Source organism: Aureivirga marina, assembly GCF_015767265.1.
GTDB lineage: Bacteria > Bacteroidota > Bacteroidia > Flavobacteriales > Flavobacteriaceae > Aureivirga > Aureivirga marina.
Genome location: NZ_JADPIB010000002.1, coordinates 14,949 through 27,173 on the forward strand (window position 1 = coordinate 14,949; position 12,225 = coordinate 27,173).

Sequence of the window (12,225 nt, forward strand, 5' to 3'; positions counted from 1 at the left end):
TATTACAAAAAGGAAGTCGATTTTGACTTCCTTTTTTTTATTATACTTATTTTTCTTGTGAATCTCTTACATTTTTCTGTACCGCAATTGCTGCAAATAAACTTAAAATAAAAGCCATTCCAAAGAATCCTTTTTCACTTAATAATAAAGTTGCATTCCATAATCCTACAACTAATAAAATTAAAGATATAATTGCTCCTCCCCAAATAATTCCATAATACAAATCGGAAACTTTTATTCCTTCCATTTTATCTCTCACATTTTTCTGAACAGAGATTGCAGAGAATAATCCAAATAATAAAATTGTAAAATAATATCCTTTTTCATTTAATTGCATTTCAGCATTCCATAATCCAATATTATAAGAAACAACGCCAATTAATAATGCAAACCATGAAGCTCCAATAAATGCATTTGTAGGTTTATATTTACTTTCTTTTTCTCTTTTTAAAATTATTTTTTCTTCTTTCATTTTTTTGTTTTTTCTAGTTTTTCAATCTTTTTTATGTTGCTAATAAAAGTAATTCATTTTATAACAAAACTAAATTTTAATATTTTAACAAATCTATAACATAGCTAAATTCAACTTAAATACATTTGTTTTAACTACTCTCCTCTAAAATATTGGATTGCTTCTTTCATGGAATCTTTCACATCAGAAATCGTTGGTGTAAAACCTATTTTTCTTAATTTTTCATCGTTGACGTCCATATCAAAACACATCATATCAATTGCTAAAGGCGGGAAAATTTCGGAATTAAATAATGAAATAAAATTTGCTAAAAACAATCCAAAATTTCTATGCATATTAATTTCTTTTGCTTGTTTCTTTCTAATTTTGTCCAATTCTCTTTTTAATTCTAGCCATGTTAAAGTATATCCTTTCAACAAAAAAGTTTCGTTTTTAATTTCAGAATATTCTGCAAAAAACACAAAAGCTTTTCCAATATCTCTGGTATCAACGAGAGCTACTTTTGCTTTTCCTTTATTTATTAAAAGACTAAATCCTTTTTTATGCATTTCGTACATTGGTTTAAAAAAAGAAGTGTTTGTTTCCCATTTTCCAATTGTGCTTGCAGGTTGAAGAATGATATAATCTACAGTTGATTTTTCACATATTTCTTTAAAAATCTTCTCTTTTTCAATATGTGTTCTCTGAAAATCATACGTTGGTTTATACTCTAAAGTTTCTTTCTTTATCGGGTGCTTTATAAACCCATAAACTTCAACAGTACTCAACAAAAAGAATCGCTTCACTCCTACTTTTATAGCAGCCTTTGTTATTTTTCTAATTAAATCAACCGAAGTTTTATTCAATTCTTTTAAAGAAGCTCCAATTTTGACAGAAGCAATGCAATTCACCAATAAATCTTGATTTTCAAAAGCATTTTCCAATTCTTTTTCATTAGAAAAATCAGTCGTGAGGATTTCATCACAGAATTGTTCAATTCTCTTATAATTACTTTCTTTTCTTACAACAATTTTCACTTTATAGTCTGCTAAAAAAAATTGTTCCACAACATGGCTTCCAATAAATCCGGTTGCTCCAACAATTATTACTTTTTTAGTTTTCATTTGATTTCCTTTTAATGTTTTATAAATATAAAAGGATTTCAAAAATTTTGGGATTGTTATATATGATTAAATCTTAAAGTATTTAATTTCAATTCTTTCTTTAATATAAGAAGCAATATTTTTTATTATTACTAATAGCATTTGCACAAAACTACTCTGCATTCGCATAAAACTACTCTGCATTCGCATAAAACTGCTCTGCATTTGCACAAAACTGCTCTGCATTTGCATAAAACTACTCTGCATTCGCACAAAACTACTCTGCATTCGCATAAAACTGCTCTGCATTTGCACAAAACTGCTCTGCATTTGCATAAAACTACTCTGCATTCGCACAAAACTACTCTGCATTCGCATAAAACTGCTCTGCATTTGCACAAAACTGCTCTGCATTTGCACAAAACTGCTCTGCATTTGCACAAAACTGGTCTATAATAGCATAAAACAATAAATGCTATGAATCATTCATTTTTTTCTTAATAAAAAAACAGCACTCTGCATACACAAAGCACTGTTTTGAACTATTTTTTAAGAATCTTAAAAAGATAAAACGTTTTGATTATAAAACGTTACCTTAATTTTATTTATCTAATTTAATTGCTATTGAATTAATACAAAACCTTGTACCAGTTTCGGTTGGACCATCGTTAAACATATGTCCAAGATGTCCACCACAATTCGCACAAAGAACTTCTGTTCTCAGCATTCCATGTGATTTATCTAATTTATATTCAATAGCACCTTTGATTGCTTCATCAAAAGAAGGCCAACCACAGCTAGAAGAAAATTTACTATCAGATTCGAATAATTTTGAATGACAAGCAGCACAACAATATGTACCATCATCGAATACTAAATTATATTCTCCTGTATGTGGATATTCTGTTCCTTTTTCTCTAAGAATTCTAAATTCTTCTGGAGAAAGGATTTCTTTCCACTCTTCTTCTGATTTACCTTTTGGATAGTTTTTCATTATTTTTTATCTAATACACTTTCTTGATCTGCTGGAATAAAAGTAAGCGCACCTGAATTGATACAATACCTGATTCCTGTAGTATTCGTTGGACCATCAGGAAAAACATGACCTAAATGTCCACCACAAGTTGCACAAAGTACCTCATCTCTGCTCAAACCATAACTATTATCTTTTGCGATATAAATATCTTTTCGAATTGCCGTATCAAAAGCAGGCCATCCGCTTCCAGAATCATATTTATGCTCTGATGTAAAAAGTTTTGTACTATCGGCAGCACAAACATAGATTCCATCGCCATAAAATTTATAATATTTATTTTTGAAAGGTCTTTCTGTTCCCTTTTCTCTTAAAATATAATATTGTTCTGGTGTTAGTATTTTTTTCCATTCAGCATTTGTTTTCTGAAGTGGAAATGTTGGTTTTTCTTCTTCTTTTTTCTCTTGTGCTTTCCCTGAACACCCAACCAACATAATCATTGCAAAAAGAACTACTATTTTTCTCATTATTTTCAAATTTTAATGTTAAACAAGAATCCTAGTAAGCTCTCAAACAATTCATTTACATCTGATTTACAAAAACTTACTAATCTTCTAAAATAAATTTACTAATTCTTTCAATAACTTTTTTATCTCTTAAGATTTTTCGGTGACCTAGGTTATTTGTTATTAAAAGTTCTCCATTTTCCAAATTCTGTCGAATGTCGTAGGCACAACTTACAGGAACATCATTATCTTCTGTATCATGAACAATTAATGTAGGGATTTTCACTTGTTTAGCAGAAACATTACTTGAATAATCATCTAAATCCACCTGATATTTTTTATCAATTGCTTTCTTCATTAGAGGAGCAATTTTGTTTTTTAGTTGCAATCTTCCGACATACATTTCAATGATATCTGATATAACATCTCCACTTCCTACAGTCACTAATTTTTTAATTTTTAATCCTTCTCTCACATTGTATAATAAAGACATTCCACCTAAAGAATGACCAACTGCGGCATCAAATGAACCAAGTTTAGATTCTAAATGTGCGATACATTCGATAAATTCTGCCATCATTGTATGATTTCCAGGAGATTTTCCATGCGCAGGAGCATCAAATGTGTACACCATATATCCGTTTTCTAAAAGTTTATCAGCAATTGCATAAAGTTGTGTTCCTCTTCCGGACCAACCATGAACTAAGAGAACTTTCTTTTTAGAATATCCATAGGTATAAACAGCGATTTCTTTTTGAATGCTTGGCACTAAAATTGTTTCCATTTTTGCACTTTTTCGCATCATTTTTTCTCTATCAGGAGTTTTAAAGCGAATTGGTGTAAAGAATATTTTTATTGCAAATTTTACGGCTGCTCTTGTGGAAATAAATTGTAATAATTTTCCAGTATTTATAATGCTTTTAGGAATATCAAAAACATTTTTAGCTGGATTTTCTATTTTTGTCTCCATTCTTTATCTAAAAATTAATTTATAAGAATGTAAAGATAGAATTTGTAAATTTAAACTTTCAAATATTAGCGAAAATAATGATAAAGAAAAGATTACTTTTTTCAATAGTTGCCTTAGGTTTAGCTATTGGATGTTCGACCGTACCAATCACAAATAGAAAGCGAATAAACATCGTTAGTGATGAAGAAGTTTTACCGATGAGTTTTAAACAATATGATGAGTTTTTAGCATCGAATAAAAAATCTAAAGATGCTGCAAAGACAAATGAAATTAAAGAAGTTGGTAAACGAATCTCAAAAGCTGTGGATAAATTCATGCGTGCAAACGGGATGTCAAAAGAAGCAGATAGTTACAAATGGGAATTCAATTTAATTGAAGATGAGACAATCAATGCTTGGTGTATGCCAGGAGGAAAAGTTGTTTTTTACACGGGAATTCTACCAATTGCAAAAAACACAGATGGAATTGCTGCAATTATGGGACATGAGGTTGCACATGCTTTTGCTAAACATGGACAAGAAAGAATGACAACTGGACAACTTCAACAATATGGAGGAACAGCTGTTGCTTTGGCTACATCAGGACAAACAGAAAAGAGTCAGCAAATTTGGAACATGGCTTATGGAGTTGGTTCAAATCTTGGGGTGTTAAAATACAGTCGAGTTCATGAAGATGAAGCAGATAAACTTGGAATGGTATTTATGATTATGGCAGGATATGAACCAGAAGAAGCTGTACAAGTTTGGGTTCGAATGAAAGAAAAAACTGGCGGAAGTAGTACACCAGAATTTATGAGTACTCACCCATCGAATGATTCGAGGATTAAAGCTTTAAAGGCATATTTACCAGAAGCAAAAAGATTGGCAAATCAGTATAAATAGTATAAAAAAAAGAGATTCAAATTGAATCTCTTTTTTTATGTAATTAAAATATATTATTTGACATATTTTGTTCGTTTCATAAAAGTTAAAGCTATAAATCCGAAAATAAAGAACGCTCCAAGTAAAAGGATGAATAGTTTTAGAGAATTCGTTGTTGCTACAATAATTCCAGAAAGCGACATTCCGATTACAATTGCAATTTTTTCAGTTACATCATAAAAACTAAAATAAGTTGCATGATCTTCAGTATCTTCAGGAAGTAATTTTGAGTAAGTTGAACGAGAAAGTGTTTGAATTGCTCCTAATACAAAACCTAAAAATGCACCCAACATATAGAATTTCTTCGTTACATTCGGATCTCCTTTTTCTAAAAGATATGCACCAAAACAAGCAATTGCCCAAATGATAATTGTAATCTTTAAAGATTTAATATTTCCTATTCTTTCTGATAATCTAGAAAAAATAAATGCTCCAATTACTCCAACAATTTGTACTAATATAATAGTGATGATTAAATCAGAAGTTTCCAAACCTAAATCTTTCCCAAATACACTTGAAAGAAGAATAATAGTTTGCACACCAACACTATATAAAAAGAAAGAAATCAATAAAATTTTCAATTCACGAAGGTTTTTTAATTCTTTCCAAACATTCCCAAGTTCTCTAAAACCTTTAAAGATAAAATCGTTTTTAGGTTTCTTTTGATAGACATTATTTTTTAATCTAGAGAAAGTAATTTGAGAAAAACCAAACCACCAAATACCAACACTTACAAAAGAAATTCTAGCAGGAAGAGAGCTATCTGTGATTCCATAAAGTTCTGGCATCATTACCATAGATAAATTAAAAACTAATAAAAGAACTGATCCTATATATCCAAGCATAAATCCTTTTGCACTTGCCCTATCTTGTTGTTCAGGGAATGCAACTTCTGGTAAAAAGGCATTATAGAATACAATACTTCCCCAAAAACCAATACTTGCTAGAATGGTTCCAAAAATTCCAATCCATAAATTTTCTTGACCTGTAAAAAAGTATAAAGATGTAACGGAGAAAGCTCCTAGATAACAAAAGAATTGCATAAACTTTTTCTTATTTCCTGTGTAATCAGCGATTCCAGATAAAATTGGAGAAAGAAAAGCAACAATTAAAAATGAAAAAGAAAGTGCATAAGAATATAATGCTGTATTGTGAATTTCCATTCCTAAAAAGTTCACTAAATTATCTGTTCCATTTTCTGTGACTGTTTCATAGTAAATTGGAAAAACTGCTGTACCAATCACTAAAGAGTATACAGAATTTGCCCAATCATAAAAAGCCCAAGAGTTTATTAGCTTTTTATCTCCTTTTTTTAATAATGTTTTCAAATCGTATGTAATTTTTATTTTTTTGGGCAATATACTAACATATTTTGAATTTAATAATTTGAACTTACTTATGTTAATGTTATGTTAAAATTTAACAATTATTTTAACCTTTTTTTATGAATTTATCCATATTTAACAACGATTAATGAATATATATATGCAAATTATAATCACAAAATATTAATAATTTACCAAAAATATTTCCGACAAAATAAATTATATACTATATTTGGCAATACTTAATGAAAAATTAATTTTGTTTTAACTTTTAATATATAGATTTATGATTAAAAAAATTACTACTCTTTTTGCCTTCTCTTTAATGTTATCACAGGCTGCAGATGCACAACAAATTTGGAGTGACGACTTCGAATCAGGAATGGGTAACTGGACTTTAACAGATAGCGATGGTGATTCTAACAACTGGGAAGAATTTACTTTACAAACAGCTAATGCTACTTTAGGGTCAAAACTTGCAAGTTCTTATTCTTGGAATGATGCAGTTTTAACTCCAGATAACTTAATGACTTCTGAAGCTATTGATTTATCAACTGCAAGTGCTACAGGATTAGTTTTAAAATTTAATTATTTAGCACTTAATCAAAACTATTTCGCAGAGACTTTTTCAGTTTATGTATCAACTTCAAGTGATCCAGCTACTATTTTAGCAGGAGATGCGTTGTTTGTAAAAACAGTTGCAGCAGGAGGACTTATTTACACAGGTGGTGTAGATATTTCTGATTTTGCTGGAGAAAGTACTGTTTATGTTTCATTCCGTCACCACGATTCTACAGACGTTCACGTTTTAGGGATTGACAATGTAGGAATTGAAAACTTAGACAATACTTTAGATGCAGAATTAGCAGAAGTAAGCTTCGAGAAATATATCGAGCAAAATACAGATACAGAATTACGTTATGCAATTGTAAACAACGGTTCTTCTAACATTGAAACAGTTGAATTAAAATGGACTGATGACAATGGAGAAAACACACAAACAATTACATTAGACAATCCAATTGCTCCATTTGATTTTGGAACTGTTGCTCACCCAACAATGTTAAACGTAGCTGGAGTTGCTGAAAGTGACATTGATTTCGAAATTTCTGCAGTAAACGGAGGAACTGATGAAGATACTACTAACAACTCAATCTCAAATAAATACCACACAATTAGTGAAAAAATCGCTAGACCAGTAATCGTTGAGGAAGGAACTGGAACTTGGTGTGGATGGTGTCCACGTGGTGCTGTAGCAATGGATTATATGACGGAAACTTATCCAGATCAATTCATTGGTATTGCTGTTCATAATAATGATCCAATGACTGTGGATGAATATGATTCAAATGCTGATTTCTCTGGATATCCTTCAATGAATGTTAATAGAAGATTCTTAGGTGAAGGGGTTTCTCAACCTGCAATGGAGCAAGCTTATAACTTATTAAAAGATTTATTAGCTGTTGCTGATGTACAAGCTGAAACTTCTTTTGTTGAAAATGGAGAAGTAACAATTTCTGTTAGTGCAACATTTAAAACAGTAGTTTCTGAGCACAACTTTAGATTAGGAGTTATTGTAACTGAAGATAATGTAACAGGAACTGGAAGTGGATACAACCAAGCAAATTATTATGCTGGTGGTGGAAATGGAGATATGGGAGGTTACGAAAGTTTAGCTGATCCTGTTCCTGCTGCTGACATGGTTTATGACCACGTAGGTAGAGCTTTATTAGGAGGATATAATGGACAAGAAGGTTCTATTGCTGCTGATGCTGTTACAGATGGAAATACTATTACTTATGACTTTACATATTCTGTTCCTGATGGATCTGACATCCAAAAAATGCATGTAATTCCAGTAATCATTGATAATGATTCAGGAGAATTCTTAGGAGGAACTCAAATTTATTTAGACAGATGGTTAGATACTGAAGAAGTTGCTATTGATAATTCTAAATTCAACATCTTCCCTAACCCAGTTTCTGATAAATTAACTGTTTCTTTCGAAGCAAAAGGAAACTATAAAGTTCAAATCTTTGACATGTTAGGAAAAGTTGTATTATCAAAAGATTATAACAACTTAAAAGGAGCTCAAAATATTGAAATTCCTGTAAGTGGAATTGAAAAAGGAAACTATATGATTAATGTAGCTTCTGAGAAAGGATCTTATAACAAGACAATTGTTATAAAATAATTTCATATATTTGATAAAATTTTAATAAAAAAAGAGAATACTTTACAGTATTCTCTTTTTTGAATTTTATATTATTAAAAAATTTAAATCTTAATTCAAATGAAAAAACAACTACTTTTTTTAAACCTTTTTTTACTTATTTCTACATTAAGTTTTGCTCAAATTTCAATCACTAAAAAAGATGGAACTCCTATCAATGACGGTGATGTATTTACATATAATTCTATTGAAGAAGCAAACGCAAAACTTGTATTTTATGTAGATAACAATACATCAAATCCAGTAAACTTAAAAGTTACTTTTAATGATATTACGAATGCAGATGGAAATGACATGCAATTTTGTTATGGAACTACTTGTTATTTCAATGTAACAGAAGGTACTCAATATCCTGCTGTTGGTGATGATGACGTAATCATTGCTGCTAATTCAAATTTACAAAGTAATGGAAACTACTTTTGGAATAAAGTAGATGGAAGTGATGTAATCGATTACGCTATTGAGTTTACAGATGCTAATAGTGATTTCTCTTTATCAATTACTTATAGATTTGATCAGAATTTCATTAATGTAAATGAATTTAATCAAATTCCTGTTGATGTTTTCCCATCAGTTGCTAATGAAACAATTAATGTTCGTGTTAAAGAAAATGTTGATTTAAACATTTTTGATTTATCAGGAAGATTAATCAGAACGGAAGCAATTTCTGCTGGAGTAGAAACTTTAAATGTATCAGATTTAACCCCACAAACTTACATCTTAAAGTTATCTAACAAAGAAGGAAAAGTTTCAACTCGTAAAGTTGTAATCAAATAATTTATCTCAAATTATTATAAAATATAAAAGCGACCAATTTAGGTCGCTTTTTTTATATTTATTTTTTGATTTTCTATTTCTAGAATTTATTTTCTTTGTGAATTATAAATATTGCTGGTCGCTTATGTAAATCTGGAGTTTTAGATTTCCATTCTTTTACTGTATACGTTTTAATATATTCAGAAGGTAAAGTTATATCACAAGCAATACAAAGTTTTGTAGCTGGAGATAATGTTGCTTTTAAATCAGCCAACATTTTATCATTCCTATAAGGAGTTTCAATAAAAATCTGTGATTGATCAAAATCAAAAGAAAGTTTTTCCAATTGTTTAATTTTCTTTTTTCTTTCCGATTTATCAATTGGTAAATAACCATTAAAAGCAAAACTTTGCCCATTCATTCCAGAACCCATCATCGACATTATAATAGATGAAGGCCCAACTAAAGGTACTACTTGAATTCCTTTTTTATGTGCTAATTTTACAACTTCAGCTCCAGGATCTGCAATCGCTGGAACTCCAGCTTCAGATAACAATCCGACTGATTTACCTTCCATACAAATATCTAAATAATGTTGTACCTCTAAAGGATCCGCATATTTTCCTAAAGACATCATTACTAAAGAAGGTTGTGATTTATTTGGAGTAATTTTTTTTATAAATTTCCTTGCCGTTTTTTCATTTTCTACAATAAAATGATTCAAAGTTGAAATCACTTTTTTTACAGAAAGAGGTAAAACTTCTAAAGGTTCAGTAGTTTCTCCAAGAGTAGTTGGTATTAAATAAAGTTTACCAATATTATTCATAAGTATTTAATTTAGAAGCTATTATTTCACAAGATTTATCTAACATTTCAAAAACGTTATCAAAACCTGATTTCCCACCATAATATGGATCTGGAACTTCTTTATTTTCAAAAGGATAAAGTTCATTTAAAATCAAATGAACTTTATCTCTTTGCTCTTTATTCTTTGCTAAAGATATTACATTATGATAATTAGATTCATCCATTACATAGATTAAATCGAAATTATCAAAGTCGTCAGAAACAAATTTTCTTGATCTTTGATTTGTAATATCTATATTGTTTTTCTTTGCTACAGCTATGGAACGGCTATCTGGTAACTCTCCAGCATGATATCCACTTGTTCCTGCCGAATCAACAAATATTTTAGATTCTTCTACTTTAGATTCTAAAATTCCGTGTGCTAAAGGAGACCTACAAATGTTTCCTAAGCAAACCATCAACACTCGAATCATTTTTTAATACGAAAGTTTTTTAGTTAATTCATCTACATATTTACGGAATTGCTTATCAGTTTCCATTAGATTATCTACAGTTTTACATGCGTGCAAAACTGTTGCATGATCTCTTTTACCGATTTGAGCTCCGATACTTGCTAAAGAAGATTTTGTCATTCTTTTTGCAAAATACATCGCTAGTTGTCTAGCTTGAACTATTTGACGTTTTCGTGTTTTAGATTGTAATGTTGTTACATCAATATCAAAATAATTTGATACTACTTTTTGAATATATTCTATTGATATTTCTCTTTTCGTACTTCTAACGAATTTCTCAACAATATTTTTTGCTAATGAAAGTGAAAATTCTTTTTTATTGAAAGAGGCTTGGGCAATCATAGATATTAAAACTCCTTCCAATTCACGAACGTTAGATTTTACATGTTTTGCTACATATTCAATTACTTCCATTGGCATTTCCACACCATCTCTAAATAATTTATTTTGTAGTATTGAAATTCTAGTTTCATAATTCGGAACTTGTAATTCCGCAGATAATCCCCATTTAAATCTAGACAACAAACGTTGTTCGATATCTTGCATATCAACTGGAGCTTTATCTGAAGTTAAAATTACTTGCTTTCCATTTTGATGAAGATGATTAAAAATATGGAAGAAAACATCCTGAGTACCTGTTTTTCCTGATAAGAATTGAACATCATCAATAATCAAAACATCAATCATCTGATAAAAATGAATAAAATCATTTCTAGTATTTCCTTTTACAGAATCAATATATTGTTGTGTAAATTTTTCAGATGATAAATAAAGTACTGTTTTATCTGGATATTTATCTTTGATATCCACACCAATGGCATGAACTAAATGCGTTTTTCCTAATCCTACACCACCATAAACTAATAGTGGGTTAAACGACGTTCCTCCAGGTTTATTTGATACAGCTAAACCTGCAGATCTTGCTAATCTATTTGACTCTCCTTCTATAAAACTATCAAAGTTGTAGTTCGGATTTAGTTGAGATTCTATTTTTACTTTTTGGATCCCTGGTATAATGAAAGGATTTTTCAGTTCTCTTTTATCTGAAGAAGTTTGCATAGTACTACTTTTCACTTCTAAAGGAACTGTTACTCCTTGTTGTCTATTAAGAGGATTTCTATTCGCGCTTGGAATCTTTACTGTATGTGGATTGTTACTACTATACACATTCTCCATCTTAACGTCATAAACCAATTTTGCATCCTTACCAAGTTCTCGAACTAATGCTACCCTTAATAGTTTTATATAATGCTCTTCTAACCATTCATAGAAAAACTTACTAGGTACCTGTATTGTTAAAGCTACACCAGAAAGTTTAATCGGCCTGATTGGTTCAAACCATGTCTTGTAGGCTTGAGGTTTGATGTTATCTTGAATGAAAGATAAACACTTTTCCCAAACTGAAGAAGCAGTTTTAGTCATTCTATCTGTACTGGTATTTTGAGTTAAATTTAATTGCAACTTAATAAGTTTTTTACCAAAGATTTAAGGCTACAAAAGTGCTAATATATTTTAGGATAAAAAAATCAAATTGCTATTGCTTCTTAATTTTTTTTTCCGTAAACTGATACTGAAGCTACTGAAACTCTTGGAATTTTCAGCCCCATTCTTTTTCAATTATTAAATCATTTTTTTTAGGATATTCTGTTCGATAATTTAAGCCTCTATT

The 12,225-nt window shown here is 30.0% G+C and carries 13 protein-coding genes; 3 read left to right on the forward strand and 10 right to left on the reverse strand.

Going from position 1 to position 12,225, the window contains the following annotated elements; translation table 11 throughout:
* Window positions 1–46: 46 nt before the first annotated feature.
* The 6 genes from yiaA to I1A51_RS04200 all read right to left on the reverse strand — a co-directional run bounded on the left by yiaA (window position 47) and on the right by I1A51_RS04200 (window position 4,003).
* Window positions 47–472: an inner membrane protein YiaA gene (gene yiaA, locus I1A51_RS04175; protein WP_196891428.1), complete on the reverse strand. Its 426-nt coding sequence runs from the start codon at window positions 470–472 to the stop codon at window positions 47–49.
* A gap of 134 nt (window positions 473–606) precedes the next feature.
* Complete coding sequence (locus I1A51_RS04180; protein WP_196891430.1) at window positions 607–1,575, reverse strand: NAD-dependent epimerase/dehydratase family protein; 969 nt, start codon at window positions 1,573–1,575, stop codon at window positions 607–609.
* A 66-nt stretch (window positions 1,576–1,641) separates the two neighbouring features.
* The gene (locus I1A51_RS04185) at window positions 1,642–1,989 is read right to left on the reverse strand and encodes a hypothetical protein (RefSeq protein ID WP_196891432.1); all 348 of its coding nucleotides are present in this window, start codon (window positions 1,987–1,989) and stop codon (window positions 1,642–1,644) included.
* Window positions 1,990–2,155: 166 nt separating this feature from the next.
* Window positions 2,156–2,548, reverse strand: coding sequence for a peptide-methionine (R)-S-oxide reductase MsrB (gene msrB / locus I1A51_RS04190; RefSeq protein ID WP_196891434.1), 393 nt, complete (start codon window positions 2,546–2,548; stop codon window positions 2,156–2,158).
* Window positions 2,548–3,054, reverse strand: coding sequence for a peptide-methionine (R)-S-oxide reductase MsrB (gene msrB / locus I1A51_RS04195; protein WP_196891436.1), 507 nt, complete (start codon window positions 3,052–3,054; stop codon window positions 2,548–2,550). The genes msrB (I1A51_RS04190) and msrB (I1A51_RS04195) overlap by 1 nt, the downstream gene beginning before the upstream one ends.
* 79 nt (window positions 3,055–3,133) lie before the next feature.
* Window positions 3,134–4,003, reverse strand: a complete 870-nt coding sequence (locus I1A51_RS04200) for an alpha/beta fold hydrolase (protein WP_196891438.1) — start codon at window positions 4,001–4,003, stop codon at window positions 3,134–3,136.
* A 77-nt stretch (window positions 4,004–4,080) separates the two neighbouring features.
* On the opposite strand from I1A51_RS04200, the gene I1A51_RS04205 reads away from it, so the two are divergent.
* A complete protein-coding gene (locus tag I1A51_RS04205; protein ID WP_196891440.1) occupies window positions 4,081–4,884 on the forward strand; it encodes a M48 family metallopeptidase in 804 nt (267 codons plus the stop codon).
* A 53-nt stretch (window positions 4,885–4,937) separates the two neighbouring features.
* Here the strand turns inward: I1A51_RS04205 and I1A51_RS04210 are convergent, their stop codons facing one another.
* Window positions 4,938–6,251, reverse strand: coding sequence for an MFS transporter (locus I1A51_RS04210; RefSeq protein WP_196891442.1), 1,314 nt, complete (start codon window positions 6,249–6,251; stop codon window positions 4,938–4,940).
* A 283-nt stretch (window positions 6,252–6,534) separates the two neighbouring features.
* Between I1A51_RS04210 and I1A51_RS04215 the strand changes: the two genes are divergently transcribed.
* Window positions 6,535–8,442: a T9SS type A sorting domain-containing protein gene (locus tag I1A51_RS04215; protein ID WP_196891445.1), complete on the forward strand. Its 1,908-nt coding sequence runs from the start codon at window positions 6,535–6,537 to the stop codon at window positions 8,440–8,442.
* Between the two features lie 99 nt (window positions 8,443–8,541).
* Window positions 8,542–9,258 carry a T9SS type A sorting domain-containing protein gene (locus I1A51_RS04220; protein ID WP_196891447.1) on the forward strand — a complete coding sequence of 239 codons (717 nt, stop codon included), beginning with the start codon at window positions 8,542–8,544 and terminating at the stop codon, window positions 9,256–9,258.
* Window positions 9,259–9,337: 79 nt separating this feature from the next.
* Here the strand turns inward: I1A51_RS04220 and I1A51_RS04225 are convergent, their stop codons facing one another.
* Genes I1A51_RS04225 through dnaA form a run of 3 tightly spaced genes read right to left on the reverse strand, consistent with a single transcriptional unit; the run spans window position 9,338 to window position 11,978 of the window.
* The gene (locus I1A51_RS04225; RefSeq protein WP_196891449.1) at window positions 9,338–10,063 is read right to left on the reverse strand and encodes an SAM-dependent methyltransferase; all 726 of its coding nucleotides are present in this window, start codon (window positions 10,061–10,063) and stop codon (window positions 9,338–9,340) included.
* Entirely contained in the window at window positions 10,056–10,517 is a 462-nt protein-coding gene (locus tag I1A51_RS04230) for a low molecular weight protein-tyrosine-phosphatase (RefSeq protein WP_196891451.1), read from the reverse strand. The genes I1A51_RS04225 and I1A51_RS04230 overlap by 8 nt, the downstream gene beginning before the upstream one ends.
* Before the next feature lie 3 nt (window positions 10,518–10,520).
* Entirely contained in the window at window positions 10,521–11,978 is a 1,458-nt protein-coding gene (gene dnaA, locus I1A51_RS04235; RefSeq protein WP_196892371.1) for a chromosomal replication initiator protein DnaA, read from the reverse strand.
* Window positions 11,979–12,225 lie beyond the last annotated feature (247 nt).

Excerpts from the sequence above, each read along its gene's own strand:
- I1A51_RS04215 (WP_196891445.1), top strand. The coding sequence starts at position 6,535 with ATGATTAAAAAAATTACTACTCTTTTTGCCTTCTCTTTAATGTTATCA.
- msrB (WP_196891436.1), bottom strand. The coding sequence starts at position 3,054 with ATGAGAAAAATAGTAGTTCTTTTTGCAATGATTATGTTGGTTGGGTGT.
- I1A51_RS04205 (WP_196891440.1), top strand. The coding sequence starts at position 4,081 with ATGATAAAGAAAAGATTACTTTTTTCAATAGTTGCCTTAGGTTTAGCT.
- msrB (WP_196891434.1), bottom strand. The coding sequence starts at position 2,548 with ATGAAAAACTATCCAAAAGGTAAATCAGAAGAAGAGTGGAAAGAAATC.
- I1A51_RS04230 (WP_196891451.1), bottom strand. The coding sequence starts at position 10,517 with ATGATTCGAGTGTTGATGGTTTGCTTAGGAAACATTTGTAGGTCTCCT.
- dnaA (WP_196892371.1), bottom strand. The coding sequence starts at position 11,978 with ATGACTAAAACTGCTTCTTCAGTTTGGGAAAAGTGTTTATCTTTCATT.
- I1A51_RS04200 (WP_196891438.1), bottom strand. The coding sequence starts at position 4,003 with ATGGAGACAAAAATAGAAAATCCAGCTAAAAATGTTTTTGATATTCCT.
- yiaA (WP_196891428.1), bottom strand. The coding sequence starts at position 472 with ATGAAAGAAGAAAAAATAATTTTAAAAAGAGAAAAAGAAAGTAAATAT.
- I1A51_RS04220 (WP_196891447.1), top strand. The coding sequence starts at position 8,542 with ATGAAAAAACAACTACTTTTTTTAAACCTTTTTTTACTTATTTCTACA.
- I1A51_RS04225 (WP_196891449.1), bottom strand. The coding sequence starts at position 10,063 with ATGAATAATATTGGTAAACTTTATTTAATACCAACTACTCTTGGAGAA.
- I1A51_RS04180 (WP_196891430.1), bottom strand. The coding sequence starts at position 1,575 with ATGAAAACTAAAAAAGTAATAATTGTTGGAGCAACCGGATTTATTGGA.
- I1A51_RS04185 (WP_196891432.1), bottom strand. The coding sequence starts at position 1,989 with ATGCAGAGCAGTTTTGTGCAAATGCAGAGCAGTTTTGTGCAAATGCAG.